At 71.1% G+C, this 25,217-nt stretch carries 23 protein-coding genes; 17 read left to right on the top strand and 6 right to left on the bottom strand.

Annotated elements, in window-relative coordinates:
• Positions 1–301: 301 nt before the first annotated feature.
• Genes crcB (ACNYS0_RS02820) through ACNYS0_RS02805 form a run of 4 tightly spaced genes read left to right on the top strand, consistent with a single transcriptional unit; the run spans position 302 to position 1,907 of the window.
• Complete coding sequence (gene crcB, locus ACNYS0_RS02820; RefSeq protein ID WP_422482433.1) at positions 302–766, top strand: fluoride efflux transporter CrcB; 465 nt, start codon at positions 302–304, stop codon at positions 764–766.
• A complete protein-coding gene (locus ACNYS0_RS02815; protein ID WP_422471019.1) occupies positions 763–1,137 on the top strand; it encodes a DUF190 domain-containing protein in 375 nt (124 codons plus the stop codon). Before crcB (ACNYS0_RS02820) ends, ACNYS0_RS02815 begins: the two co-directional genes overlap by 4 nt.
• Positions 1,134–1,508: a fluoride efflux transporter CrcB gene (gene crcB, locus ACNYS0_RS02810; RefSeq protein WP_422471018.1), complete on the top strand. Its 375-nt coding sequence runs from the start codon at positions 1,134–1,136 to the stop codon at positions 1,506–1,508. Before ACNYS0_RS02815 ends, crcB (ACNYS0_RS02810) begins: the two co-directional genes overlap by 4 nt.
• A gap of 51 nt (positions 1,509–1,559) precedes the next feature.
• Positions 1,560–1,907 carry a DUF190 domain-containing protein gene (locus ACNYS0_RS02805; RefSeq protein ID WP_422471017.1) on the top strand — a complete coding sequence of 116 codons (348 nt, stop codon included), beginning with the start codon at positions 1,560–1,562 and terminating at the stop codon, positions 1,905–1,907.
• 29 nt (positions 1,908–1,936) lie between these two features.
• Here ACNYS0_RS02805 and ACNYS0_RS02800 read toward each other — a convergent pair whose 3' ends face one another.
• Entirely contained in the window at positions 1,937–2,473 is a 537-nt protein-coding gene (locus tag ACNYS0_RS02800; protein WP_422471016.1) for a hypothetical protein, read from the bottom strand.
• Between the two features lie 230 nt (positions 2,474–2,703).
• On the opposite strand from ACNYS0_RS02800, the gene ACNYS0_RS02795 reads away from it, so the two are divergent.
• The gene (locus ACNYS0_RS02795; protein WP_422471015.1) at positions 2,704–4,539 is read left to right on the top strand and encodes an APC family permease; all 1,836 of its coding nucleotides are present in this window, start codon (positions 2,704–2,706) and stop codon (positions 4,537–4,539) included.
• An 11-nt stretch (positions 4,540–4,550) separates the two neighbouring features.
• On the opposite strand, the gene ACNYS0_RS02790 is transcribed toward ACNYS0_RS02795, so the two are convergent.
• Positions 4,551–4,742, bottom strand: a complete 192-nt coding sequence (locus tag ACNYS0_RS02790; protein ID WP_422471014.1) for a DUF5999 family protein — start codon at positions 4,740–4,742, stop codon at positions 4,551–4,553.
• Positions 4,743–5,107: 365 nt separating this feature from the next.
• On the opposite strand from ACNYS0_RS02790, the gene kdpF reads away from it, so the two are divergent.
• From kdpF to ACNYS0_RS02760, 6 genes are all read left to right on the top strand, one after another.
• Positions 5,108–5,197 (top strand): K(+)-transporting ATPase subunit F, encoded by a 90-nt coding sequence (gene kdpF, locus ACNYS0_RS02785; RefSeq protein ID WP_018533641.1) that lies wholly within the window; start codon positions 5,108–5,110, stop codon positions 5,195–5,197.
• Positions 5,198–5,205: 8 nt separating this feature from the next.
• Positions 5,206–6,870 (top strand): potassium-transporting ATPase subunit KdpA, encoded by a 1,665-nt coding sequence (kdpA, locus tag ACNYS0_RS02780; RefSeq protein ID WP_422471013.1) that lies wholly within the window; start codon positions 5,206–5,208, stop codon positions 6,868–6,870.
• A complete protein-coding gene (gene kdpB / locus ACNYS0_RS02775; protein ID WP_422471012.1) occupies positions 6,867–9,008 on the top strand; it encodes a potassium-transporting ATPase subunit KdpB in 2,142 nt (713 codons plus the stop codon). Before kdpA ends, kdpB begins: the two co-directional genes overlap by 4 nt.
• A gap of 5 nt (positions 9,009–9,013) precedes the next feature.
• Complete coding sequence (locus ACNYS0_RS02770) at positions 9,014–9,664, top strand: potassium-transporting ATPase subunit C (protein WP_422471011.1); 651 nt, start codon at positions 9,014–9,016, stop codon at positions 9,662–9,664.
• 118 nt (positions 9,665–9,782) lie between these two features.
• On the top strand, positions 9,783–10,475 hold the full coding sequence (locus ACNYS0_RS02765) for a response regulator (protein ID WP_422471010.1): 693 nt from the start codon (positions 9,783–9,785) through the stop codon (positions 10,473–10,475).
• Positions 10,476–10,482: 7 nt separating this feature from the next.
• Entirely contained in the window at positions 10,483–13,068 is a 2,586-nt protein-coding gene (locus ACNYS0_RS02760) for a DUF4118 domain-containing protein (protein ID WP_422471009.1), read from the top strand.
• On the opposite strand, the gene ACNYS0_RS02755 is transcribed toward ACNYS0_RS02760, so the two are convergent.
• Positions 13,049–14,503 carry an SLC13 family permease gene (locus tag ACNYS0_RS02755; RefSeq protein WP_422471008.1) on the bottom strand — a complete coding sequence of 485 codons (1,455 nt, stop codon included), beginning with the start codon at positions 14,501–14,503 and terminating at the stop codon, positions 13,049–13,051. The two genes, ACNYS0_RS02760 and ACNYS0_RS02755, sit on opposite strands and share 20 nt — an antisense overlap.
• A 125-nt stretch (positions 14,504–14,628) precedes the next feature.
• A complete protein-coding gene (locus ACNYS0_RS02750; protein WP_422482431.1) occupies positions 14,629–15,366 on the bottom strand; it encodes an IclR family transcriptional regulator in 738 nt (245 codons plus the stop codon).
• Between the two features lie 212 nt (positions 15,367–15,578).
• Between ACNYS0_RS02750 and ACNYS0_RS02745 the strand changes: the two genes are divergently transcribed.
• The 5 genes from ACNYS0_RS02745 to lysA all read left to right on the top strand — a co-directional run bounded on the left by ACNYS0_RS02745 (position 15,579) and on the right by lysA (position 23,516).
• Positions 15,579–16,745: a pyridoxal-phosphate-dependent aminotransferase family protein gene (locus tag ACNYS0_RS02745; protein WP_422471007.1), complete on the top strand. Its 1,167-nt coding sequence runs from the start codon at positions 15,579–15,581 to the stop codon at positions 16,743–16,745.
• Positions 16,742–19,657 (top strand): FAD-binding and (Fe-S)-binding domain-containing protein, encoded by a 2,916-nt coding sequence (locus ACNYS0_RS02740; RefSeq protein ID WP_422471006.1) that lies wholly within the window; start codon positions 16,742–16,744, stop codon positions 19,655–19,657. The genes ACNYS0_RS02745 and ACNYS0_RS02740 overlap by 4 nt, the downstream gene beginning before the upstream one ends.
• On the top strand, positions 19,654–21,627 hold the full coding sequence (locus ACNYS0_RS02735; protein ID WP_422471005.1) for an enoyl-CoA hydratase: 1,974 nt from the start codon (positions 19,654–19,656) through the stop codon (positions 21,625–21,627). The genes ACNYS0_RS02740 and ACNYS0_RS02735 overlap by 4 nt, the downstream gene beginning before the upstream one ends.
• 156 nt (positions 21,628–21,783) lie before the next feature.
• Entirely contained in the window at positions 21,784–22,164 is a 381-nt protein-coding gene (locus tag ACNYS0_RS02730) for an SAV_915 family protein (RefSeq protein WP_422471004.1), read from the top strand.
• Between the two features lie 14 nt (positions 22,165–22,178).
• Positions 22,179–23,516 (top strand): diaminopimelate decarboxylase, encoded by a 1,338-nt coding sequence (lysA, locus tag ACNYS0_RS02725; protein WP_422471003.1) that lies wholly within the window; start codon positions 22,179–22,181, stop codon positions 23,514–23,516.
• 25 nt (positions 23,517–23,541) lie between these two features.
• Here lysA and ACNYS0_RS02720 read toward each other — a convergent pair whose 3' ends face one another.
• On the bottom strand, positions 23,542–23,979 hold the full coding sequence (locus tag ACNYS0_RS02720) for a MarR family winged helix-turn-helix transcriptional regulator (RefSeq protein WP_422471002.1): 438 nt from the start codon (positions 23,977–23,979) through the stop codon (positions 23,542–23,544).
• A 113-nt stretch (positions 23,980–24,092) separates the two neighbouring features.
• Here ACNYS0_RS02720 and ACNYS0_RS02715 point away from each other — a divergent pair, with 113 nt between their 5' ends.
• Complete coding sequence (locus ACNYS0_RS02715; protein WP_422471001.1) at positions 24,093–24,518, top strand: nitroreductase family deazaflavin-dependent oxidoreductase; 426 nt, start codon at positions 24,093–24,095, stop codon at positions 24,516–24,518.
• Positions 24,519–24,531: 13 nt separating this feature from the next.
• Here ACNYS0_RS02715 and ACNYS0_RS02710 read toward each other — a convergent pair whose 3' ends face one another.
• The gene (locus tag ACNYS0_RS02710) at positions 24,532–25,080 is read right to left on the bottom strand and encodes a DapH/DapD/GlmU-related protein (RefSeq protein WP_422471000.1); all 549 of its coding nucleotides are present in this window, start codon (positions 25,078–25,080) and stop codon (positions 24,532–24,534) included.
• Positions 25,081–25,217: the final 137 nt, after the last annotated feature.

Genomic DNA, 25,217 nt, shown 5'->3' with positions numbered 1-25,217 from the left:
GTAGGGGGCCACTACGGTTCTGCCCGCTTTCGGCGACGCCGTAGTGTCGTGCGCCCGTCAATCTGTGAAACGGAGCGAACCCGTCGCCCGGAACGGCTGCCACCGGGCCCTCGGGCGGTGGCCCGGCGCGCCGCACGGTAGGATTTTTTCGGCGGTGGTCGTGATCATCGCGCGGCGGTGGGGCCCGCCGTCCTCCAACCGCGGCACAGTCGCCGCCAACGGTCCCTGCTTGCGACGACGCACACCCGTAACGTGTGTGCCCGGCGAGTAGGAGACGTACGTGGGAGAGGCCCGCACCCCGATGCTGAACGAACCCGTCGACCCGGACGTGGAACAGCGCGCTCCCGTCCCGCGCGCCTCCGCCTGGCGGGGGCAGGGGCCCGTGATCGCCGCGGTCTCGCTGGGCGGCGCCGTCGGCGCGAGCGCCCGCTACGGCGCCACCCTGCTGTGGCCCACCGCGACCGGCGCCTTCCCCTGGACGACACTCGTCGTGAACGCGATCGGCTGCGCCGTCATCGGCGTCTTCATGGTCGTCATCACCGACGTCTGGGCGGCCCACCGACTCGTCCGGCCGTTCTTCGGCACCGGCGTCCTCGGCGGCTTCACGACCTTCTCCACGTACGCCGTGGACATCCAGAACCTGATCGACGAAGGCCACCCGCGCACCGCCCTCGGCTACCTGGCCCTGACGGTGTGCGTGGCGCTCGCGTCGGTGTGGACCGCGGCGCACCTGACCCGCCGCGTCATCGAAGGGAGGCAGCGGTGACATCCGACGCTCCGGTCCGCCTTACCGGCACCGCCCTGCGTGTCTCGATCTTCATCGGCGAGAACGACACCTGGCACCACAAGCCCGTCTACACCGAGATCGTGCACCGCGCGCACGCCGCCGGACTCGCGGGCGCCTCGGTCTTCCGCGGCATCGAGGGCTTCGGCGCCTCCTCCCTCATCCACACCAGCCGACTGCTGTCGATGAGCGAGGACCTGCCGGTGCTCATCGTGATCGTCGACACCGACGACCGGATCCGCGCCTTCCTGCCGCAGATCGACGAGCTCGTCACCGAGGGCTTGGTGATCCTCGACGACTGCGAGGTCATCCGTTACGTGGGGCGCGAGGCGAAGGACGGGGGCGAGGCGTGAACTTGCTGTTGGTGATCGCGGGCGCGATGGTCGGCGCCCCGCTGCGCTACCTCACGGACCGCACCGTCCAGTCCCGGCACGACACGGTCTTCCCCTGGGGCACCTTCGCCGTCAACGTGACGGGCTCCCTCATCCTCGGCCTGGTCACCGGCGCCGTCGCGGCGGGCGGCGCCTCCTCCCAGGTGCAACTGCTGCTCGGCACCGGCCTGTGCGGCGCGTTGACCACGTACTCCACGTTCTCGTACGAGACCCTGCGCCTCGCCGAGGACGGGGCGCGCTTCTACGCCGCCGTCAATGTCGCCGGCAGCGTCGTGGCGGGACTCGGCGCCGCGTTCACCGGCGCGGCGCTCGCGGCGGCCGTCTGGGCATGAGGGGACCGGGCCGCTAACGTCGCAGCACGCACCTGCCTTTGGGGGTGGGCCATGCTGCGATCCGGGCCGGCCGCCCGGCTGACCGTGCACCTGTCGAGCACCGCCCTGTGGCACCACAAGCCCGCCTACACCGAAGTCGTCCACCGCGCCCACCGCTTCGGCCTCGCCGGCGCCACGGTCGTCCACGGCGTCCAGGGCTTCGGCATCCACCTGCGCATCCACGACACCCGTACGGCCCGCCTGAATCACCACGCCCCGTGCGCGGTGTTCGTCATCGACGAGGAGGCCCGGATACGGGCGTTCCTGTCGACGCTCGACGACATCCTCGCGGTCACGGGAGTGGCGACGGTCGACCGGGTGGAGGTGTACCGCCCGGGCGCGCGGACCCGGTTCGGGTAAGGGGCGCGCCGCGCGGCGAGGGACGCTTCTCAGCGCAGTCCGGAAACCCGGAACACCGATTGCGCCAGCTCCCCGTCCACCCGGCGCGCCAGCATGCGCAGCGCGGTCGCGCCGCACAGCAGGAGTCCGCGTCGCTCCGACGCACGGGCGGCGTCGTCGAGGAGGCGCCACAGCGGCGGATTGGCCACCAGGACCTGAGGGTCGATCTCGACCCGGCCGCCCAACCGGTCGCGCAGCACCAGCCGCTGGGCGACGCCGCCCGCACAGCGCACGGACACCAGCAGGTCCGTACGCACCGTGTGTGCACGCCACAGTCCGCGCGCGGTGAGCCGGTCGGCGGTGGCGGTGACCCGGGCGGGCAGCAGCACCACGGTGAGCAGCGCGCCGAGGCCCAGCCACCATGCGCAGCGCCACAGGGTGAATTGGCCCGACATCGTGTCCATCCCGAGCAGCAGCGCGCTCAGCACCACACCGCACCGCACCGCGCTGCGCGCTTCGCCGGCCCACTGTTCGTCCCGTGCGCCCGCCGTGTCCACCGTGTCCGCCGCGCTGAAGATGTCTGCCATACCGCCGACGCTAAGCAGCCGATCCCGCGCCCTCCGCGGTCTTGACGCGGCCCGAACGCCTCTCCGTACACCTTCTTGACGAGCCGCGCGCGCGGTCGTCAACGCCGCGTCAAGGTGCGCCGATCGACCGCGAAGATCCCGCAAGGAGGCACGGCCCCGGCCGCGTCGGGGGCACACCCTGGCCGAACCGTTTCAGCGGGCCACCGCCCCCGACCGTGAGCAGGACTCCCATGACGACCCAGGCCACCCGACCCGCGGACACCGGCACCACCGAGGAACCCCCTGATCCCGCGGTCACCGAGCGGCACCGACTCACCACCGTAACCGGGCTCGCCGCGCTCTCGCTCGACGCCATGGCCTCCGTCGCCTACGGCCCGGAGGCCATCGTCCTGGTGCTGGCCGCCGCCGGCGCCCACGGCCTCGGCTTCACCCTCCCGGTCACGCTCGCGATCGCCGCGCTGCTCGCCGTGCTCGTCGCGTCCTACCGGCAGGTCATTGCCGCGTTCCCGGACGGTGGCGGATCGTACGCCGTCGCGAAGAAGCACCTGGGCGCCAGGGCCGGCCTGGTGGCCGCCGCGTCCCTGGTGCTCGACTACGTCCTGAACGTAGCCGTCGCCGTCACCGCCGGGGTCGCCGCCCTGACCTCCGCGTTCCCGGAGCTGTACGGGGACCGGCTGTGGATCTGCCTGGCCGTGCTCGCGCTGATCACCGCAGTGAACCTGCGCGGCATCGTCGACTCGGCCCGTGCCTTCATCGCGCCGACGGCGATCTTCGTCGTGTCGATCCTCGTCCTGATCGGCGTCGGCCTGTTCCGCGAAGCCCCCGTCTCCACACAGGCCGCCGCGGGCCATGCCTCCGCCCTCGCCGACAACGCGACGACCGTCGGAGCGCTGCTCCTGCTGAAGGCGTTCGCCTCCGGCTGCTCCGCGCTGACCGGCGTCGAGGCCATCGCCAACGCGGTACCGCAGTTCCGCACCCCGCGCGCCCGCCGCGCCCAGCGCGCCGAGGTGGCGCTCGGCGCGGTGCTCGGCGTCATGCTCATCGGGCTTTCCGTGCTCATCGCCCGCTTCCACCTCCAGCCGGTGGCGGGCGTCACGGTGCTCGCCCAGCTCGCGGACGCGTCCCTCGGCCACAACTGGGCCTTCTACGTCGTGCAGTTCGCGACGATGGTCCTGCTGGCCCTGTCCGCGAACACGTCGTTCGGCGGCCTGCCCGTGCTGCTGGGGCTGCTCGCCCGTGACAACTACCTGCCGCACGTCTTCGCCCTCAAGGCCGACCGCCAGGTCCACCGGCACGGGGTCCTCGCCCTCGCCGGAGTCTCGGCCGCGCTGCTGGTCCTCTCCGGCGGTGACACCAACACCCTCGTGCCGCTCTTCGCCATCGGTGTGTTCGTCGGCTTCACCCTCGCGCAGACCGGCATGGTGATCCATTGGCGCGGGGTGCCGGGAGCCCGCGCGAAGATGCTCCTGAACGGGGTGGGCGCGCTGCTCACCGGCGTGTCCGCGATCGTCGTGACGGCCACCAAGTTCCACGACGGCGCCTGGCTGATCGTGGTCGCGCTCCCGCTGCTCGTCCTCGCGTTCCAGGCCGTGCACCGCGCGTACGACCGGATCGGCGAACGGCTCGGACTCGGCCGCATCCCGGAGTGCCCGACGCACGCCCGCTCGCTCGTCATCGTGCCGGTGTCCGGCATCTCCCGGCTCACCCGCGAGGCGCTGACCGCCGCGAACTCCCTCGGTGACGAGGTGCGCGCCGTCACGGTCGTGCACGCCGATCCGGAGGACCGGGCCGCGAGCGAGGCGCTCGTCCGGGACTGGGCGCTGTGGAACCCGGGCGTCGAGCTCGTCCCCCTGCGCTCCGAGCGGCGCACCCTCGGCAGGCCCGTCGCCGCCTACGTACGCGAGGCGGCGGAGCCCGGCACCCGCGTGACCGTGCTCGTCCCGGAGGCCGAGCCGGGCCGGGCCTGGCAGCGGATCCTGCTGAACCAGCGGGGCGCCGTCGTCGCGCACGCCGTGCGCCGGGACACCGACGCGGTGATCTGCCGGCTGCGGTTCAAGCTGACCTGACGCCGACCTCCTCAGGCCGCGACGGCCAGCCCCTTGACCGGGGCCGGGCACGACCGGTGCGGGGCCACGACGCCCCCGTCCGGCCGCAGCTCACCGGTGTCGTCGAAGACGATCGTGCCGTCGCAGCGCAGGCTCCAGCCCTGCTCGGGGTGGGCGGCGACGACGTGCTCGGAGTTCGGGCACGCGGGGTGGTGGAAACACATGGCGAACCTCCGGGTCGGCCGGCGGGGCGGTCCTCGACGGCTGCCCCATGTGTCGACGATGCGCCCGCCCGGCCCCGCGAACCAGACCCCGGCGCCGAATGTGACAGCTCCCGGACACTCCCGGAACCGTTCCACGACCGCCACCCGCCCCGCCTGCGTAAGAGAGGCGTCAAGGGCGCGCACGGCGACGTATGGGAGCCGTCAACGGGGATCGAAACCGGCCATGACCGGGGGTTTCCTCTGAATGTCAGTTCCGAATCAACACCTTCAACCAGGGAGCTCACGATGGCCGACCTGGCCTTCGTCGTCACCACGATCGCGGTCTTCGCGCTGGTGGCACTCGTCGCCAAGGGGGTGACCAAGCTGTGACCGCCGAGAACATCGTCGGCCTCGTCGTGGCCGTCGCCCTCCTGGGCTATCTCGTCCTCGCCCTCATCTATCCCGAGAGGTTCTGAGTACAGATATGAGCCCCGAACTCGCCGGAGTGCTCCAGCTCCTCGCACTGATAGCGGCGCTGGCACTGGCGTACCGCCCCCTCGGCGACTACATGGCCCGGGTCTACTCCTCCGGCAAGCACCTGCGGGTGGAGAAGTGGATCTACAAGGGCATCGGCGCCAACCCGGACACCGAGATGCGCTGGACCGCCTATCTGCGCGGCGTCCTCGCCTTCTCGGCCATGAGCGTCCTGTTCCTCTACCTGCTGCAACGAATCCAGGGCAGCCTGCCGGGCTCGCTCGGCTTCGCCTCGATCGACCCGGACCAGGCGTTCAACACGGCCGCGTCCTTCGTCTCCAACACCAACTGGCAGTCGTACTACGGCGAGCAGGCCATGGGCCACGTCGTCCAGACCGCCGGCCTCGCCGTGCAGAACTTCGTCTCGGCGGCCGTGGGGATCGCCGTGGCGGTCGCCCTGGTCCGCGGCTTCGCCCGCTCGCGCACCGGTGAACTGGGTAACTTCTGGTCCGACCTGGTGCGTGGTGTCATCCGGATCCTGGTTCCGATCTCCGTGATCGGCGCGCTGGTCCTGGTCGCCTGCGGCGCCATCCAGAACTTCTCCGGCATCCACTCGGTCGGCCAGTTCATGGGGGGCTCACAGCAGTGGAACGGCGGCGCCGTCGCCTCCCAGGAGGTCATCAAGGAGCTGGGCACCAACGGCGGCGGCTACTTCAACGCCAACTCCGCGCACCCCTTCGAGAACCCCACCGCGTTCTCGAACCTCTTCGAGGTCTTCCTGATCCTGCTCATCCCGTTCGCGCTGACCCGCACCTTCGGCACCATGGTCGGCTCGGTCAAGCAGGGCTACGCGATCCTCGCGACGATGGCGACGATCTGGGTCGGCTTCATCGCCCTGATGATGTGGACCGAGTTCACCCATCACGGCCCGGCCTTCGAGGCCGCGGGCGGTGCGATGGAGGGCAAGGAGACCCGCTTCGGCATCGGGGCCTCGGCGATCTTCTCGATCTCCACGACGCTCACCTCGACCGGCGCGGTGAACTCCTTCCACTCCTCCAACACCGGTCTCGGCGGTGGCCTCAACCTGCTCGGCATGCAGCTCGGCGAGATCGCGCCCGGCGGCACCGGATCAGGCCTCTACGGCATGTTGATCATGGCGATCATCGCGGTGTTCATCGCCGGCCTGATGGTGGGCCGCACGCCCGAGTACCTCGGCAAGAAGATCGGCACCCGCGAGATCAAGTTCGCGGCCTGCTACATCCTCATCACCCCGGCCCTCGTGCTGATCTTCACGGCCTGCTCGATGGCCCTGCCGACCCCGCCGAACTCCATGCTCAACCCCGGCGCGCACGGCTTCTCCGAGATCCTGTACGCGTACACGTCCGGCGCCAACAACAACGGCTCCGCCTTCGCCGGCCTGTCCGCCGACACCCAGTGGTTCAACACCACGATCGGCCTCGCGATGCTGCTCGGCCGCTTCCTGCCGATGGTGTTCGTGCTCGCGCTCGCCGGTTCGCTGGCCGAGCAGCGGCCCGTCCCGGCCACGGCGGGCACGCTGCGCACCAACAAGCCGCTCTTCACGGGCCTGCTGGTCGGCACCCTCCTGATCATCACCGGCCTGACGTACTTCCCGGCGCTAGCGCTCGGCCCGCTCGCGGAAGGGCTCGCGTCATGACCGTACGTACCGAACGTTCCGAGAATTCCGAGGACGCGATGTCCACTGCCACACCCACCAGGGCTCCGCACCAGGACGTGCCCACCGGGCACAAGCCCGACGGCGGCAAGGTCGGCGGGGGCCTGTTCGACCCCAAGCAGCTGCTGAAGTCGCTGCCCGACGCCTGCCGCAAGCTCGACCCGCGCGTCATGGTCAAGGCGCCTGTCATGTTCGTGGTGCTGATCGGGTCCGTGCTGACGACGGTGTTCTCCTGTCTGCACCCCTCCGACTGGTTCGGCTGGACGATCAGCGTCTGGCTGTGGCTGACGGTGATCTTCGCCAACCTGGCGGAGGCCGTCGCCGAGGGCCGCGGCAAGGCGCAGGCCGACACGCTGCGCAAGGCGAAGACCGACACCGTGGCGCGGCGCCTGGCGGGGGACCGCGAGGAGCAGGTCGCCGGCACGGAGTTGAAGATCGGTGACCTGGTCGTCTGCGAGGCGGGCGATGTCATTCCCGGCGACGGTGACGTCGTCGAGGGCGTGGCCTCCGTCGACGAGTCGGCGATCACCGGCGAATCCGCCCCGGTCATCCGCGAGTCCGGCGGCGACCGGTGTGCGGTCACCGGCGGCACGAAGGTGCTCTCCGACCGCATCGTCGTCAAGATCACGACGAAGCCCGGTGAGACGTTCATCGACCGCATGATCAATCTGGTCGAGGGCGCTGCCCGGCAGAAGACGCCCAACGAGATCGCGCTCAACATCCTGCTGGCTTCGCTGACCATCGTCTTCCTGCTGGCGGTCGCCACGCTGCCGCCGTTCGCCGACTACGCGGGCAAGCACCTCACCATGGTCGTGCTCGTGGCCCTGCTGGTGTGTCTGATCCCGACCACCATCGGCGCGCTGCTCTCCGCGATCGGCATCGCGGGCATGGACCGGCTGGTCCAGCGCAACGTCCTGGCCATGTCGGGCAGGGCGGTCGAGGCCGCGGGCGACGTGTCCACGCTGCTGCTCGACAAGACCGGCACCATCACCCTCGGCAACCGCCAGGCCGCCGAGTTCGTACCGGTACGCGGCACCACGGAGGCCGAACTCGCCGATGCCGCACAGCTCTCGTCGCTGTCCGACGAGACGCCCGAGGGCCGCTCCGTCGTGGTCCTCGCCAAGGAGAAGTACGGGCTGCGCGAGCGGCACCAGGGCGAGCTGACGGGCGCCGAGTGGATCGAGTTCACCGCCCAGACCCGTATGTCGGGTGTCGACGTGGACGGGCGCAAGATCCGCAAGGGCGCGGCCGGTTCGGTCATCACCTGGGTCAAGGAGCGGGGCGGCAGCATCGCCGATGACGCCGACACCCTCGCCAACCAGATCTCCGAGGCCGGCGGCACACCACTGCTCGTGGCGGTCGAAGACACCGAAGGCGCCCGCGTCCTCGGCGTCATCCACCTCAAGGACGTCGTCAAGGACGGCATGCGCGAGCGGTTCGTCGAGCTGCGCCGCATGGGCATCAAGACCGTGATGATCACGGGTGACAATCCGCTGACCGCCAAGGCGATCGCCGAGGAGGCGGGGGTCGACGACTTCCTCGCGGAGGCCACGCCCGAGGACAAGATGGCCCTCATCAAGCGGGAGCAGGCGGGCGGCAAGCTCGTCGCGATGACCGGTGACGGCACCAACGACGCGCCCGCCCTCGCACAGGCGGACGTGGGTGTCGCGATGAACACCGGTACGTCGGCCGCGAAGGAGGCCGGCAACATGGTCGACCTCGACTCGAACCCGACCAAGCTCATCGAGATCGTCGAGATCGGCAAGCAACTCCTCATCACCCGGGGCGCGTTGACGACCTTCTCGATCGCCAACGACGTCGCGAAGTACTTCGCGATCATCCCGGCGCTGTTCGCGGCGGTCTACCCCGGCCTGGACAGGCTCAACATCATGCAGCTGTCCAGCCCCGACTCGGCGATCCTCTCCGCGGTCATCTTCAACGCGGTCATCATCATCGCGCTGGTGCCGCTCGCCCTCAAGGGCGTCCAGTACCGGCCGGTGAGCGCCGACAAGCTGCTCCGCCGCAACCTCGGGATCTACGGCCTGGGCGGGCTCGTCGCGCCCTTCATCGGCATCAAGCTCATCGACCTCCTCATCTCCCTCATTCCTGGAATCGGCTGATCACGATGAACAACTCGGTAGGAAACACCGGCCGGTTGCTGTGGGCCGGGCTGCGCGCCCTGATCGTCCTGACCGTCGTGTGCGGCGTGCTCTACCCGCTCGCGGTGACCGGCGTCGCACAAGTGGCCTTCCACGACAAGGCCAACGGCTCGGAGATCACGTCCGAGGGCAAGGTCGTCGGCTCCTCCCTCATCGGCCAGACGTACCTCACCAAGGACGGCAAGCCCGACCTGGCGTGGTTCCAGCCGCGGCCCTCCAACGGGCTCGGCGAGAACAGCGTCAATACGCAGTACAAGCTGATCCTCTCCGGGGCCACCAATCTCGCCGGTGACAACAAGGAGCTGGTCAAGCAGGTCGAGTCCGCCAAGGCGGCCGTCGTCAAGGACAACTCCACGGCGACGTACAAGGTGAAGGCCGCCGACATACCTGCCGACGCCGTCACCTCCTCGGGATCGGGCCTCGACCCGGCGATCTCCCCCGAGTACGCCGACCTCCAGGTGCACCGGATCGCGGAGCGCAACCACCTTTCCGTCGCGCGGGTGCACAAGCTCGTCGACGCGCACAAGGACGGCCGGGATCTCGGGTTCATGGGGGAGCCGCGGGTCAACGTCCTCGAACTCAACATCGCGCTCAAGCAGTTGACGGCGAAGAACTGACGAAGAGCTGGTGGCCCGTGGCCTTACGGATCCGGCCGGGAGCCGGCGGACCGGGACCCCGTCCCGACCCGCCGGCTCCCGCGGCCGCACAACGGAACATGACCGGAACGGGAACGGCATGACGCGCGTACTGGTGGTGGAGGACGACCCGCAGCTCGTGCGGGCACTCGTGATCAACATGCAGGCGCGCAGGTTCGGCGTCGACGCGGCCCCCGACGGCGCCACCGCGCTCCGCCTGGTCGAATCCCGCAAGCCGGACGTCGTGGTCCTCGACCTGGGCCTGCCCGACATGGACGGCGTCGACGTGATCAGGGCGCTGCGCGGCTGGACCCGCGTGCCGATCATGGTGCTCTCGGCGCGCAGGGCCCCCGACGAGAAGGTGGCGGCGCTCGACGCGGGCGCCGACGACTACGTGACCAAGCCCTTCAGCATGGACGAACTGTTCGCCCGGCTGCGGGCCGCCGTGCGCCGGACCCGGGCGACGGACCCCGCACCCGACACGGTCGTCGTCACCACGCACGACTTCACCGTCGACCTGTGCGCGAAGAAGGCACTGCGGGACAGGCGCGAGGTGCGTCTGACACCCACGGAGTGGCGCCTGCTGGAGATCCTGGTGTGCAACCCCGGCCGGCTCGTCAGCCAGAAACAGCTGCTGCACGAGGTCTGGGGAGTCGCGCGGGGCAACAAGACCAACTACCTCCGCGTGTACATGGCCCAGCTGCGGCGCAAGCTCGAGGCCGATCCCTCGCACCCCCGCTACCTGATCACCGAGCCCGGTATGGGCTACCGCTTCGAGAATCCAGGGGACTGACGGGCAGATGGCGCGAGGCAGGCTCAGGATCTATCTCGGCGCCGCTCCCGGCGTCGGCAAGACATACGCGATGCTCTCCGAGGTACACCGCCGCATCGAACGCGGCACCGACTGCGTGGTGGCGTTCGTCGAGCACCACGACCGGCCCCGCACCGAGGTGATACTGCGCGGCCTCGAACAGATCGAGCGGCAGCAACTCGCCCACCGGGAAGCGGTGTTCGCCGAGATGGACGTGGACGCGGTGCTCGCCCGCGACCCCGACGTGGCGATGGTCGACGAACTCCCGCACACCAACGTCCCCGGCGCCCGCAACCGCAAGCGCTGGCAGGACGTCGAGGAACTGCTCGCGGCCGGCATCGACGTCGTCTCGACGGTCAACATCCAGCACCTGGAGTCGCTCGGTGACATCGTCGAGTCCATCACCGGCGTACGCCAGCGGGAGACCGTCCCCGACGAGTTCGTGCGCCGGGCCGACCAGATCGAGCTCGTCGACATGTCGCCGCAGGCGCTGCGCCGCCGCATGGCGCACGGCAACATCTACAAGCCGGACAAGGTCGACGCGGCGCTCTCCAACTACTTCCGCCCCGGAAACCTCACCGCACTGCGGGAGTTGGCGCTCCTGTGGGTCGCCGACCGGGCCGACGAGTACCTCCAGGAGTACCGCAGCGAACACCGCGTCTCGAAGATCTGGGGCTCGCGCGAACGCATCGTGGTCGGCCTCACCGGCGGACCCGAGGGCCGCACGCTGATCAGACGCGCGGCGCGCCTCGCTGAAAAGGGCGCGGGCGGCGAGGTGTTGGCGTGCTACATCGCCCGCAGCGACGGTCTCACCGCCGCCTCGCCGAAGGAACTCGCCCTCCAGCGCACCCTCGCGGAGGACCTCGGCGGCACCTTCCACCATGTCATCGGCGACGACGTCCCCTCCGCCCTGCTCGACTTCTCGCGCGGGGTGAACGCCACCCAGATCGTCCTCGGTGTCTCGCGCCGCAAAGCCTGGCAGTACGTGTTCGGGCCCGGCGTCGGCGCCACCGTGGCCCGCGACTCGGGCCCCGACCTCGACGTCCACCTCGTCACCCACGACGAGATCGGCAGTGGGCGCGGTCTCGCCCCCGCCAGGCGCGCGGGGCTCGACCGCGGCCGCAAGGTGTGGGGATGGGTCACCGGCATCGCGGGGCCCGCCCTGCTCACCGTGCTGCTCGGCCATGTGGTGCCGAACCTGGGTCTCGCCAACGACATGCTGCTGTTCCTGGCGGTGACGGTCGCCGCGGCGCTGCTCGGCGGGCTGCTGCCCGCACTGGCCTCGGCGGCCGTCGGCACGCTCCTGCTCAACTGGTTCTACACCCCACCGATCCACCGGCTGACGATCGCCGACCCCAAGAACATCCTCGCCCTCTCGATCTTCATAGGGGTCGCGGTGTCCGTGGCCTCCGTCGTGGACCTCTCCGCGCGCCGCACCCACCAGGCGGCGCGGCTGCGCGCCGAGTCCGAGGTCCTCGCCTTCCTCGCGGGCAGCGTGCTGCGCGGCGAGACCGGCCTGAAGGCGCTCCTGGACCGGGTACGGGAGACCTTCGCGATGGAGTCGGTGGCGCTCCTGGAGCGGGAGGGCGACAGCGCGCCATGGACCTGTGCGGGCCGGGTCGGCCCCGAGTTCGCGACCGGACGGCCCGAGGACGCCGACGTCGACATGCCGGTCGGCGACCACACCGCGCTCGTCCTGAACGGCCGCGTGCTGCCCGCGGAGGACCGGCGTGTGCTCGCCGCCTTCGCCGCCCAGGCCGTGGTCGTCGTCGACCGCGAGCGCCTCAAGTCCGAGGCGGAGACGGCCCGTACGCTCGCCGAGGGCAACCGCATCCGCACGGCGCTGCTCGCCGCGGTCTCGCACGATCTGCGCACCCCGCTGGCCGGCATCAAGGCGTCGGTGTCGTCGCTGCGTTCGGAGGACGTCGAGTGGTCGGAGCAGGACCGTGCCGACCTGCTCGAAGCGATCGAGTCGGGTGCCGACCGGCTCGACCACCTCGTCGGCAACCTCCTCGACATGTCCCGCCTGCAGACCGGCACGGTGCACCCCCTCATCAGGGAGACGGGCCTCGACGAGGTGGTGCCGATGGCGCTGGGCGGCGTACCCGACGAGGCGCTGGACCTCGTCGAGCTGGACCTTCCCGAGACCCTGCCGATGGTGGTCGCCGACCCGGGCCTGCTGGAGCGCTCCGTCGGGAACGTCGTCGAGAACGCGGTGAAGTACAGTGCCGACGACGCCCCGGTCCTGATCGCCGCGAGTGCGCACGGCGACCGTGTCGAACTGCGGGTCGTGGACCGCGGCCCGGGCGTCCCCGACGACGCGAAGGACCGCATCTTCGCTCCGTTCCAGCGCTACGGCGACGCCCCGCGCGGCGCGGGCGTCGGCCTCGGCCTCGCGGTCGCGCGCGGTTTCGCGGAGGCGATGGGCGGCACCCTGATCGCCGAGGACACCCCCGGCGGCGGGCTCACGATGGTCCTGACCTTGCGGGTCGCGGGGGTGGCGGCGCAGGGCGGGTCGGTGACGGCGACCGTCGTCGGCCGACCTCCACCCGCCGTCACAACTGGCCGGGGATGACGAGGACGACCCAGGTCGCGAGCGGGGCGATCAGGGTCATGCTCAGGCCCCAGGTCATCAGCCGCCGGAAGACGGTGTCCCGCATCTCCTCCGGTGCGCTCGCCACGGTCAGCGCACCGCTGGTGGAGAACGGCGAGGAGTCCACCACGGACGACGAGATGGCCAGCGCGCTGATCATGCCGATCGCGCCGATCTCGCCCCCGGCGAGGAACGGGACGGCCAGCGGGATGAGGGCGCCGAGGATGCCGGTCGTGGAGGCGAACGCGGACACCACGCCGCCGATCACGCAGATGAGGAGTGCCGACACCAGGGGTGTGCCGAGGTCGCTGACGCTCTCCCCGGCCCACTTGATGGTGCCCATCTTGTCCATCAGGCTGACGTACATCACGATGCCGCACACCAGCAGGACCGTCGGCCAGGCGCAGCGCTCGACGGCTCCCTTCGCGGAGGCGGGGGAGACGAGGCACAGGACGGCCGAGACCACGAAGGCCATCAGGCCCACGTCGAGGTCGAAGGCGAGCGAGCCGACGGCCAGGCTGATGACTCCGAGCACGGTGAGCGCGCGGACGCCGGTGAGGTGGTGGATCTCCTCGGTGTCGGTGTCGGTGTCAGAGCCGGTGCCGGTGCCGGTGTCTGTGGCGGACGGCCGGGGTTTCGGCGGGGCGGACATGGGCGTCGCCGCCACCTGCCCGCCCGCCGGGGCCGACGCCGGCACGCGCTCACCGGTCGGGGTCGGGTTCGGGGCCGGGATCGACGCGGTGGGGGTGCCGCCGCTCGCCGGTGTCTGCGCACCGTCACCCGGCTTGCCCGCCGGGATCTCCGCCCGCCGCCCCAGCAGCCCCCGGCCGCCGAAGAGGAAGAAGACGATCACACTCAGCGCCAGATTGAAGAGGAACGAGGTCAGGAAGAGCATGCCCTCGCTGCCGGGCAGGTCCTCCCGCTGCACCACGCCGTTGGTGATGGTGCCGAAGATGCTGATCGGCGAGAAACCGCCGGCGCTGGCGCCGTTGATGATGAGCAGCCCCATCAGGACCGGGTTGATCTTGTGGCGCACGGCGAAGCCCATGCCGATGGGTGCCATGATGCCCACCGCGCCGGGGACGACCGCGCCGGAGGCCGTCAGCGCCCCCGTGATCAGGAACATCACCCACGGGATGAGGGCGATACGGCCGCGCACGGCACGGGTCGAGGCCTGGACGAGCCAGTCCACCGTGCCGTTGTTCTTGGCGATCGCGAACAGTAGCGTGACGCCGACGAGCACCACGAACAGATCGCCGGGAAAACCGGCGAAAATCTCGTCGGCCGACTCACCGGCGACGGCAGTGCCCACGATGAACGCGGCGACGATGGCGATCACGCCCATGTGCACCTTGGAGAAGGTCGCAATGACGAACACGAGCACAAGGCCGATGATGGAGATGACTTGATCTGACACGAGGCTTCCTCGCCTTCGGTCGGTGGTCACCACACATTCAGGACGTTCCGGAATCCGGAATCTGCGTTTCGGGTTGGGGCGAGAGTATGGAAGGCCTCTGATGGCGCGTCAAGACACCTTGCGCGTCAGGAGATTCGGGCGCTGATGTGTCGCGCCGCCTCCCGCACCAGGCCACCGAAGGTGGCGACCGCGTCCTCGGTCATCCGGCTCGTCGGCACATTGACGCTGACGCTGGCCACCGGCAGGCCCTCCGCGCCGAGTACGGCCGAGGCCACCGCCGAGACGTCCACGCGCCATTCGCCCGAGTTCGTCGCGTAGCCGCGCGCCCTGATCTCCCGTACCTCCGCGAGGAGTTGCTCCCGGTCGGTGACGGTGGTGCCGGTGTAGCGCGGGAGTCCCTCGTCGAGGTAGCGCTCGACCGCGTCGTCGGGGTCGGCGGCGAGCACCGCCTTGCCGTTGGCCGAGGCGTGCATCGGCAGATCCTGGCCGAGGGGCAGGATGATGCGCACGGCCTTGGACGTCTGCAGACGCTCGACCAGCAGCACCTTCCCGCCCTCACGGACCGCCAAGTGAACCGTCTCGTCCGTGCGTCGACGCAGCTCCTCCATCACCGGAAGCGCCGCGTCACGCAGCCCCAGTTCGTCCGTGGCGTGCCGTCCGACGTGCAGCGCCTTGGTGGTGACCACCCAGCGGGTGGGCGTGCCTCCGGCGGGGCGGATCCAGCCCGTGGTGTGCAGCGTGACGAGCGAGCGCTGCACCGAGCTCTTCGGCAGATCGAGGGCCCTGGCCAGGTCGGCGACGCCGACGGGCTGCCGGGCGGCCACCTCCTCCAGTGCCCGCAGAGTGTTCGCCACGTTCTGCATCATCGCGAGTCCTCACGCATTCGTTGACCCCAACCGGTGTCCCCTGTGCGGCTTCGCTGACCCCAACCCGTGCCCCCTGTGCGGCCGTTGATCCCGCCCGGCGGCCCTTGCGCGGCCGTTGACGCGTCGGCGACGGGAAGCCTACGCTCCATGTGCCGCTCAACGGTACGGCGTGCCGCCTCACGGCACAACACCCTTGAGGAGTCGACCGCATGACGCTCCGCACCGGCCGCCACTTCCTACAGATCCCCGGCCCCACCAACGTCCCCGACCGGGTCCTGCGCGCCATGGCGGCGCCCACCATCGACCACCGCGGCCCGGAGTTCGCCGAGCTGACGAAGCGTCTGTTGGCCGCCCTGAAGCCGGTGTTCGGCACCTCGGGGCCCGTCGTCGTCTACCCCGCGTCCGGCACCGGCGCCTGGGAGGCCGCGCTGGTCAACACCCTCAGTCCCGGTGACCGGGTGCTGTCGTTCGAGACCGGGCACTTCGCCGTGCTCTGGCGCGAGATGGCCCGCGGGCTCGGCCTCGACGCGGACACCGACGCCATCCCCGGCGACTGGCGGCACGGCGCGGACCCGGACGCGCTCGCCGAGCGGCTCGCCGCGGACACCGATCACCGCATCAAGGCGGTCTGCGTCGTCCACAACGAGACATCGACCGGCGTCACCAGCCGCATCCCCGAACTGCGCGCCGCGATCGACGCGGCGGCCCACCCCGCGCTGCTGTTCGTCGACACCATCTCCTCGCTCGGCTCCATCGACTACCGGCACGACGAGTGGGGCGTCGATGTCACCGTCGCCGGCTCGCAGAAGGGGCTGATGCTGCCGCCGGGCCTCAGTTTCAACGCCGTGAGCGAGAAGGCCCTCGCCGCCTCCCGGACGGCCGGGCTCCCCGCCTCGTTCTGGCGCTGGCAGCCGGTCATCGACGCCAACGCCAAGGGCGCCTTCCCGTACACCCCGGCCACCAACCTGCTCTACGGCCTGGACGAGGCGCTGCGCATGCTGGAGGAGGAGGGACTCACGAACGTGTTCGCCCGGCACACCCGGCATGCCGCCGCCACCCGCGCCGCGGTGCGGGGCTGGGGACTCGAGGTGCTGTGCGCGGACGAGCGCGAGCACTCCGGCTCGCTCACCGCCGTCCTGATGCCCGAAGGGCACGACGCCGACAAGCTCCGAAAGATCATCCTGGAGCGCTTCGACATGTCACTCGGCTCCGGACTCGGAAAGCTCGCCGGCCGGGTCTTCCGCATCGGTCACCTCGGCAACTTCAACGATCTGACGCTCGCGGGCACGCTCTCCGGCGTGCAGATGGGCCTCGAACTGGCGGGTGTCCCGATCCGGCGCGGAGGCCTCGAAGCGGCGTTGGACGTGCTGCGATGACGGCCCCCAGTGAGGTCCCCAGCGAGGTCCGTGCCACCGCCCGCGACCTGGAGGCCGCGCTGCGCCGGGACCTCGACGGCGAGGTCGCCTTCGACGACTACACCCGGCACCTGTTCTCCCGCGACGCCAGCATGTACGCGATCGAACCGCAGGGCGTCGTCTTCCCCCGCCACGCCGACGACGTACGGGCCGCGGTCGCGGCCGCCGCCGAGCACGGTGTGCCGCTCGTGCCCCGGGGTGCCGGGACCAGTCTGGCCGGGCAGACCGTGGGGCCCGGCCTCGTCCTCGACCTCTCCCGGCACATGCACCGCATCCTCGACCTCGACGCCGACGCGCGCACCGCGCTCGTCGAACCGGGCGTCGTCCAGGACCAGTTGAACCGGGCCGCCGCAGCGCACGGCCTGATGTTCGGCCCGGACACCTCCACCAGCAACCGCGCCACCATCGGCGGCATGGCGGGCAACAACTCCGCGGGCAGTGGCTCGATCCGCTACGGCATGACCATCGACCACGTACGGGAGCTGGACGTCGTCCTCTCCGACGGCACCACGGCCCGCCTCGCCCCCGTCGACGAGGCGGAGCGCGCCCGCCGCGCAGGACTCGACACCCTGGAGGGGCGGCTCTACCGCGAGCTCCCCAGGATCGTGGACGCGCACGCCGCCTCGATCGCCACGGACTTCCCCGACTACTGGCGACGCTCCGGCGGCTACCGCCTGGACCGGCTGGCCGACTCCGGCGGCGACGCCCCCTTCGACCTCGCGAAGTTCGTCGTCGGCTCGGAAGGCACCCTCGTCGTGGCCACCCGCGCCCTGGTCGACCTCGTCCCCAAACCCGCCCGGACGGTCATCGCCGTCGGCCACTTCACCTCCGTCGCCGGGGCCGTCGAGGCCACCGAGGACGCCCTCGGCCTCGATCCGTCCGCCGTCGAGATGATGGACCGCACGATCCTCGACCTCTCCCGGCAGAAGATCGAGTACGCCTCGCTCGGCAGCATCCTCGAAGGCGACCCGGAGGCCCTGCTCTTCGTCAGCTTCACCGGCGACGACGAGGCCGAACTCGCCGGGCGCCTCCAGGAGTTGACCGCACTGTGGAAGCGGCACGGCCACGGCTACCACACCCTCCAGGCCGTCACCCCAGCCCAGCAGTCCGGGCTGCTCAAGGTCCGCAAGTCCAGCCTCGGCCTGCTGATGGCCGCGAGCGAGGGCACCCGGCGTCCGCTGGCCTTCATCGAGGACACCGCGGTCGACCCGCGGCACCTCGCCGCCTACACCCGCCGTTTCAAGCAGGTCCTGGACCGGCACGGCCTCGACGCCGGCTTCTACGGCCACTGCTCGGTCGGCTGCCTGCACATCAGGCCCTTCGTCGACGTCGCCGACCCCGCCCAGGTCACGACGATGCGGGCGGTCGCCGAGGAGATCAAGGAGCTGGTACGGGAGTACGGCGGCGTCAACTCCAGCGAGCACGGCGACGGCCTGGCCCGCAGCGAGTTCAACCGTGAGCTCTACGGCGACGACCTGTACGAGGCGATGCGCGAGGTCAAGGGCCTCTTCGACCCGGAGAACCGGCTGAACCCCGGAAAGATCGTCGACGCCCCGGCGATGACCGAACACCTCCGCGACGCGGCGCTGCCGCCCGCGCCGCCCCTGCGTACCCACCTCGACTTCGAGGTCGTCGGAGGCGGTGACATGCGCGGCGCCGCCGACCGGTGCATGAACATCGGCCTGTGCCGCAAGAGCGACGCGGGCGCCATGTGCCCCTCGTACATGGTCACCAAGCACGAACACGACTCCACGCGCGGCCGGGCCAACGCGCTGGTCAAGGCGCTCTCCGAATCCGACCCGAAGGTGGCGCTCGGCGACGAAGGGCTGCACGAGGTCCTCGACCTTTGCCTGATGTGCAAGGCATGCAAGAGCGAATGCCCCCTCGGCGTCGACATGGCCACGCTCAAGGCCGAGACCCTGGCCCACCACCATGAGCGGCACGGCACACCACTGCGTTCGCGGGTGTTCGGCGCCGTCCGCCGCCTCAACCGGCTGGGGTCCGCGACCGCCCCGCTCTCCAATCTGCCGCTGCCCAGACGGCTGTTGGAGCGTGGTCTCGGCATCGCCAGTGCCCGGCCGCTGCCCGTGTTCGCCCGCCGCAACCTCGTGACATGGTTCCGCCGCAGGCCGGGGACCGTGGCGGGCAGCCAGGGCACCGTCACCCTCCTCGCCGACTCCTTCACCACCTACACCGACCCGGACGTCGGCCGCGCCGCCGTCGAACTCCTCGAACGGGCGGGCTGGCACGTGCGGTTGGAGAGCGGCGGCTGCTGCGGCCGCGCCGCCTTCTCCAAGGGGCTGCTCGACCAGGCGAAGGCCCAGGCCGGCGATCTCGTGCACCGCCTCGCGGACTCGGGGGACGGGCCCGTCGTCGGCTGCGAACCCTCCTGCCTGCTGACCCTGCGCGACGAACACCGCGCCCTGCTGCCCGGCGACCCGGCCGTCGCCGAGGTCTCAGGACGGGTGAAGCAACTGGAGGAGCTGCTCACCGAAGCCATCGACGACGGCAGACTCCAGCTGCGCGACGACACGGGGCCCGCGGGCCGCCGCATTCTCTTCCACGGCCACTGCCACCAGAAGGCCGAGGTCGGCACCGCCGCCACCGTCGCGCTCCTGAAGCGCATCCCGGGCGCCGAGGTCGTCGAACTCGACGCCGGATGCTGCGGGATGGCGGGCTCCTTCGGCTTCGAGGCCGAGCACTACGAGACGTCCATGGCGGTCGGCGAGGACCGGCTCTTCCCGGCGGTCAGGGCCGAGGCGAAGGACACCCTCGTCGCCGCCACCGGTGTCTCCTGCCGCCAGCAGATCCAGCACGGCACCGAGCGCACGGCGGTGCACCCGCTCCAGCTGATCCGGGAGGCATTGCGATGACCGTCACCGCAGGTGCGCTGGACGGCGTCCGCGTCCTCGACCTCACACAGGTCATGGCGGGCCCGTACTGCACGATGCTGCTCGCCGACCTCGGCGCGGACGTCATCAAGATCGAGTCACCGGAGGGCGGCGACCAGACCCGCACCTCCATGGGCACACCACGTCCCGGCAGCGACACCCCCGCCTTCCACGCCCTCAACCGCAACAAGCGAAGTGTCACCCTCAATCTGCGCACCGACGCCGACCGCGCCGCGTTCTTCCGGCTCGTTGCCGACGCGGACGTCGTCGTGGAGAACTTCCGGCCCGGCGTCACCGACCGCCTCGGTGTCGGCTACGAAGCCGTTCGCGCGGTCCGGCCCGACATCATCTACGCGTCGATCTCCGGCTTCGGCCAGTACGGCCCGTACGCCGACCGGCCCGGCTACGACCTCATCGCGCAGGGCATGGCGGGCGCCGTCAGTGTCACCGGCGACCCGGACGGGCCGCCGGTCAAGTGCGGGCTTCCGGTGGCCGACCTCGGCGCGGGCATGCTCTGCGCGCTGAGCATCGCCGCCGCGCACGTGCACCGGCTGCGCACGGGGGAGGGGCAGTACCTCGAGACCTCGCTCTACGAAGCGGTGCTGGCGATGTCGGTGTGGGAGTCCGTCGAGTACTTCTCCGGCGGTGAGCCCCCGCAGCGCCTCGGCTCCGCGCACCGCATGTCCGCGCCCTACCAGGTCGTCCGCACCAAGGACGGCCACGCCACCATCGCCGCCAACAACCAACGCCTTTGGCTGCGGCTGTGCGAGGCCCTCGACCTCCACCACCTCGCGGACGACGAACGGTTCGCGACCAACACCGACCGGATGGGCCACCGCGCCGAACTGATCGCCCTCCTCGAAGGCCGCCTCGCGGCGACCAGCACCGAGGAGTGCGTGGCCCGGCTCCTCGACGCGGGCGTCCCCGCGGGCCCGATCCTCGACTACGGGCAGATCCTCGACCACGACCCGCACGCGAGGGCCCGCCGCATGGTCGAGGAGTACGACCACCCGGTCGACGGCCGCAGCCGCGTCGTCGGCTTCCCGGTGAAACTCGCCCGCACCCCGGCGACCTTGCGCCGCCACCCGCCGGTACTCGGCGAGCACAACGAGGAACTCCTCGGAAAGGAGCCGGAGTTGACGCCGGACGACGACGCGCACGGCGGCTCCGTCACCTGGACCCGCCACGCGGTCCCCGGAACCCACACCTACGCCGCCCACCTCACCCTGAACAACCCGGACCGGCGCAACGCGCTGACCCTGCGCATGTACGACCAACTGGAACGCGCCTGCCAGGAGATCGACGCCGACCCCGACATCCGGCTGACCGTGCTCCGCGGCGCGGGCGGGCGCGCGTTCGCGGCGGGCACCGACATCCGCGAGTTCCGCGACGTCGCGAGCGGCGAGGACGGCGTGGCCTACGAGCGCCGTGTCGGCCTCGCCGTCGACCGGCTCGCGGGGCTGCGCATGCCCCTCGTCGGCGCGGTCGAAGGCCCGGCGGTCGGTGCGGGCAGCGCGCTCGCGAGCTGCTGCGACGTGGTGCTGTGCACCCCGGACGCGGTGTTCGGCGCCCCCATCGGCCGCACCCTCGGCAACTGCCTTTCCCCCGCCATGATGTCCCGCCTCTACGCGGGCCTCGGCCGCGCCCGCGTACTGCGGGCCCTCCTCGCCGGACGGCTGATCACGGCGACGGAGGCGCACGACTCCGGTTTCGTGGCGGACGTCGTCGACCCGGCAGACCTGGACACACGCCTCACGGAACTCACCGCGGACATCGCCCGTTGCGCCCCGCTCACCCTCGCGGCCCTGAAGGAGGCGGACCGCCGCGTCCTGGCCGCCTCGGCCCCCGGCCACGCCGAGGATCTCTACGCCCGCGTCTACGGCAGCCGCGACTTCGCGGAGGGTGTGGCGGCGTTCCTGGACAAGCGGAAACCGGTGTGGGAGGGGCGGTAGCGCTGCCGGTCGGGGTCGCCGAACTCGGGCCCGTCAGCAGCGCGTCAGCATCGTTGCCGGTGTCGTCAGCGTCCCGTCAGGACGGGCCGATGACGGGGGAGAGGGGCCTAGCGTCCCTGGTGAGCCACCATTCTCGGACTCTCCAGGAGACACTCCATGGCACAACCCGTGAGCGACGAAGACCCGGAACCCTCCGAACCCTTTCCGGCCGGGCCCCTCTACGTTCCCGTCCGGCCGGGCCCGCTCGGGTACGCCGCCCGCCTGTTCCGCACCCCGCTCGGTGACCGAACGGCCGTCGGCTTCACCTCCGAGCGTGCGCTGACCGTCACCCTCGGCGCGGGCCAGCCGTGGGTTCGGCTGGCCGAGCCCGCCCTGCGCGACATGGCCGCGCCGCTCGGCGCCGCCACCGTCACGGTGGACCCGCAGCTCTCCGCGCCCGCCCCGCGCCCCCGCACGCGGAACGTGCGCACGGCCGGCACGCTCCGGGGCGCCGGCGTCGCGGCCCTCGTCATGGCGCTGTCGTACTGGATCGGCTGAGGGGCGACGACACCATGACCACCGTTCACGAAACCGTTCCTTCCATCGCGAGCGCCGAGGACCCGTCGGTCTGGCCACACTCCACCACCGAACCGCACCCCGGCGACGCGCGCGTCGGCGGGGTGTCCCTCGCGGAGGTCGCGGGCCGCTACGGCACACCGGTCTACGTCCTCGACGAGGGCGAGGTCCGCCGCCGCTGTCGCACCTACCGCGACGCCTTCCCCGAGGCCGAGGTCCACTACGCGGCCAAGGCCTTCCTGTGCCGGGCCATGGCGCACTGGGTGTCGGACGAGGGACTCGGGCTCGACGTGTGCTCCGCGGGCGAGCTGGAACTCGCCGTCGCCGCGGGCTTCCCCGCCGACCGGATCGTCCTGCACGGCAACGCCAAGACGCCGCACGACCTGAAGCGGGCCCTCTGGTACGGCGTCGGCCGCATCGTCATCGACAGCCCCTCAGAGATCGCCCGGATCGCGGCGGCGGTCGGCCCCGAAGGGCACCAGAGGGTGATGGTCCGCGTGGTCCCCGGCATCAGCGCGGGCGGCCACGACAAGATCCGTACCGGCACCGACGACCAGAAGTTCGGCCTGTCCATCAGCGACGGCTACGCCCAGCACGCCATCGCCCGCATCCTCGACCAGCCGCAACTCGAACTCACCGGACTGCACTGCCACTTGGGCTCCCAGATCACCGACGTCAAGCCGTACCTGGCGGCGGTGCGGCGCATGGTGGGGCTGATGGCCCGGCTGAAGGAGCAACACGGCCTCGTGCTCCGGGAGTTGGATCTCGGCGGCGGTCATGGCATCGCCTACCGTCCCGGCGAGCCCGAGATGGACCTCCCGCGCCTGGCCCGCAAGGTGCGCGGGGAGCTGACCGAGGCGTGTGCGGCGGCCGGGCTCACCGTGCCGCGCCTGCTCGTGGAGCCGGGTCGGGCCGTCGTGGGGCCCGCCGGAGTCGCCCTGTACCGCGTGGTGTCCGTCAAGCGCACCGGTGGGCGCACCTTCGTCGCCGTCGACGGCGGCATGAGCGACAACCCGCGGCCCGCGTTGTACGGGGTGCGCTACGCGCCCCGCCTGGTGGGGCGCCGGGGAAGTGCGGACACGGCCCCGGTCACGGTCGTCGGCCGGCACTGCGAGGCCGGGGACGTGCTGGCCCCGGACGCCCGGCTCCCTGCCGACGTGCGGGCGGGCGACCTGATCGCCGTGCCGGTGGCCGGTGCCTACCACCTGTCGATGGCCTCCGGCTACAACGCGGTCGGCCGCCCGCCGGTGGTCGCCGTCCGCGACGGCCGGGCCCGACTGCTCGTGCGCCGCGAGTCGTTGGAGGACATCCGCAGCCGCGACGTCGGGCTCTAGACCGGGCCCCGAAGGGCGCCGCCCCTCACGCCTCCTCGGTGCCCACGTTCCGGGCGAGGTGTCGCAGCAGTCGGCTCAACTCGGCGCGGTCGGCGTCCGACAGACCGGCGTTGAGGCCGCGGTCGAAGGCGGTCGCCGCCTTGCGCATGCGCGTGAAGGCCTCCTCGCCCGCCTCCGTCAGCTCCACCACGTGGATGCGGCGGTTCGCGGTGTCGCGCCGCCGGGTGATGAGGCCGCGCTTGTCCATCGCGTTCAGGTGGTGCGTGAGGGTCGCGTCCCGGACGCCGACCGCCTCGGCCAGCCGGCGCTGGTTGGCGGGGCGGCCGGTCTTCAGGTTCAGCAGGATCAGCCACACCGGCAGTGAGCCGTCGGCCTCCTCCAGTGCCTCCTCGAAGGCCCGGCTGACCGTGCGGGCGGCTTGACTGAGCTGGAGACCGAGGGGCGGGGAGGAGGGCTGCTGCATGGCACAACTTTAGCAGCGGGATCGAATCGTTTGATGTCTAAGCATTAGGTGTCTACTCTTGGAGGGGCGAGGGGGCGTCACAGGACACTTGTCGGAGAAGAAGAGGTCCCACCATGTCCACCCGGAACTATCTGCGCCCGCCCTGGGCGGCGCGCGTCATCGGCGGACGGATGGCCCGCCTGGTCAAGCCCAAGGTGGTCAGCCTGCTGTCGGTCCCCGGGCGCACCACCGGCGCCTGGCGGTCCACCCCCGTGGCCGTGCTCGACCACGAGGGTGCGGAGTACCTGCTGGCGGCCTACGGCGACACCGAGTGGTCCCGCAATCTGCGCGCCCACGCGTCGGGCCGCCTCACCCGGGGCGGCCGCGTCGAGCAGTTCACGGCGGTCGAGGTGGACCCGTCCGAACTCCCGGCGCTCATGGAGGCCTATCTGCGGGAGTTCGGCAAGCTCCCGAACGTCGCCAAGACCTTCGCGGCGCTGCCGGACCCGGCCGACCACCCCGCCTTCCGCATCACGGTCACGGGGAGCGAGCGCGCGTAGACGCCGCCGGGCTTCAGTCGTGCCAGTGCTTGCGCGGGGCCGCCGCGGGGCCTGTCACCAGCGTGTTCGGTGGTACGTCCTTGGTGACCACGGCGCCGGCGCCGACCACGGCACCGTGGCCGATCGTGACACCGGGCAGCACCGTCACCGCCGCGCCGAGCCATGCGCCGGCCCCGATCGTGATGGGCGCCCGCGTGTAGAACTCGGGGCGTTCGGACGCGCGGATCGGATGGTTGGCGGAGATCAGATTGGTCTTCGGCCCGATCAGTACGCCGTCGCCGAGGCTGATCCCTCCCTGGTCCAGGAACGTGCAGCTCTGGTTCACGAAGACGTGCTCGCCGAACTCGGTGCGGAGTCCGAAGTCCGTGTAGAAGGGCGGATAGACGGTGGCGGATTCGGGCATCGGCCGTCCGAAGATGTCGCACAGCAGTGCCGCGCGTGCGGCCTTGTCGTCGAAGGGCAGCACATTCAGCCGTGACGTCAGCGAGGTGACGTACTCGATGCGCTCGGCCACGCGCGTGAACTCGGGGGTGCGGACGTAGAGGCGGTCCTGTTCGGGCATGACCGTCATCCAAGCCGTCGCAGGGCGCGGGGATCAAACAACGAACATGGCGCAGCAGCACAAGCGTTGGTTGTGCGGCGACTGGCTGAGAGCGCGCGTCGTGCCATGCAATCGGGGCACAAAGGTGTGAATCTGTC

Origin of the sequence: Streptomyces anthophorae, assembly GCF_049310305.1 — a bacterium.
Taxonomy (GTDB): domain Bacteria; phylum Actinomycetota; class Actinomycetes; order Streptomycetales; family Streptomycetaceae; genus Streptomyces.
This window is presented reverse-complemented; position numbering and strand designations above follow the sequence as displayed.

What these genes read in the sequence shown, in the direction of transcription:
- ACNYS0_RS02765 (WP_422471010.1), top strand. Translation starts at nt 9,783, where the DNA reads ATGACGCGCGTACTGGTGGTGGAGGACGACCCGCAGCTCGTGCGGGCA.
- ACNYS0_RS02735 (WP_422471005.1), top strand. Translation starts at nt 19,654, where the DNA reads ATGACCGTCACCGCAGGTGCGCTGGACGGCGTCCGCGTCCTCGACCTC.
- ACNYS0_RS02720 (WP_422471002.1), bottom strand. Translation starts at nt 23,979, where the DNA reads ATGCAGCAGCCCTCCTCCCCGCCCCTCGGTCTCCAGCTCAGTCAAGCC.
- ACNYS0_RS02715 (WP_422471001.1), top strand. Translation starts at nt 24,093, where the DNA reads ATGTCCACCCGGAACTATCTGCGCCCGCCCTGGGCGGCGCGCGTCATC.
- ACNYS0_RS02795 (WP_422471015.1), top strand. Translation starts at nt 2,704, where the DNA reads ATGACGACCCAGGCCACCCGACCCGCGGACACCGGCACCACCGAGGAA.
- ACNYS0_RS02805 (WP_422471017.1), top strand. Translation starts at nt 1,560, where the DNA reads ATGCTGCGATCCGGGCCGGCCGCCCGGCTGACCGTGCACCTGTCGAGC.
- crcB (WP_422482433.1), top strand. Translation starts at nt 302, where the DNA reads ATGCTGAACGAACCCGTCGACCCGGACGTGGAACAGCGCGCTCCCGTC.
- ACNYS0_RS02770 (WP_422471011.1), top strand. Translation starts at nt 9,014, where the DNA reads ATGAACAACTCGGTAGGAAACACCGGCCGGTTGCTGTGGGCCGGGCTG.
- ACNYS0_RS02800 (WP_422471016.1), bottom strand. Translation starts at nt 2,473, where the DNA reads ATGGCAGACATCTTCAGCGCGGCGGACACGGTGGACACGGCGGGCGCA.
- ACNYS0_RS02790 (WP_422471014.1), bottom strand. Translation starts at nt 4,742, where the DNA reads ATGTGTTTCCACCACCCCGCGTGCCCGAACTCCGAGCACGTCGTCGCC.
- kdpB (WP_422471012.1), top strand. Translation starts at nt 6,867, where the DNA reads ATGACCGTACGTACCGAACGTTCCGAGAATTCCGAGGACGCGATGTCC.
- ACNYS0_RS02750 (WP_422482431.1), bottom strand. Translation starts at nt 15,366, where the DNA reads ATGCAGAACGTGGCGAACACTCTGCGGGCACTGGAGGAGGTGGCCGCC.
- kdpA (WP_422471013.1), top strand. Translation starts at nt 5,206, where the DNA reads ATGAGCCCCGAACTCGCCGGAGTGCTCCAGCTCCTCGCACTGATAGCG.
- lysA (WP_422471003.1), top strand. Translation starts at nt 22,179, where the DNA reads ATGACCACCGTTCACGAAACCGTTCCTTCCATCGCGAGCGCCGAGGAC.
- ACNYS0_RS02745 (WP_422471007.1), top strand. Translation starts at nt 15,579, where the DNA reads ATGACGCTCCGCACCGGCCGCCACTTCCTACAGATCCCCGGCCCCACC.
- ACNYS0_RS02760 (WP_422471009.1), top strand. Translation starts at nt 10,483, where the DNA reads ATGGCGCGAGGCAGGCTCAGGATCTATCTCGGCGCCGCTCCCGGCGTC.
- ACNYS0_RS02740 (WP_422471006.1), top strand. Translation starts at nt 16,742, where the DNA reads ATGACGGCCCCCAGTGAGGTCCCCAGCGAGGTCCGTGCCACCGCCCGC.
- ACNYS0_RS02710 (WP_422471000.1), bottom strand. Translation starts at nt 25,080, where the DNA reads ATGCCCGAACAGGACCGCCTCTACGTCCGCACCCCCGAGTTCACGCGC.
- ACNYS0_RS02730 (WP_422471004.1), top strand. Translation starts at nt 21,784, where the DNA reads ATGGCACAACCCGTGAGCGACGAAGACCCGGAACCCTCCGAACCCTTT.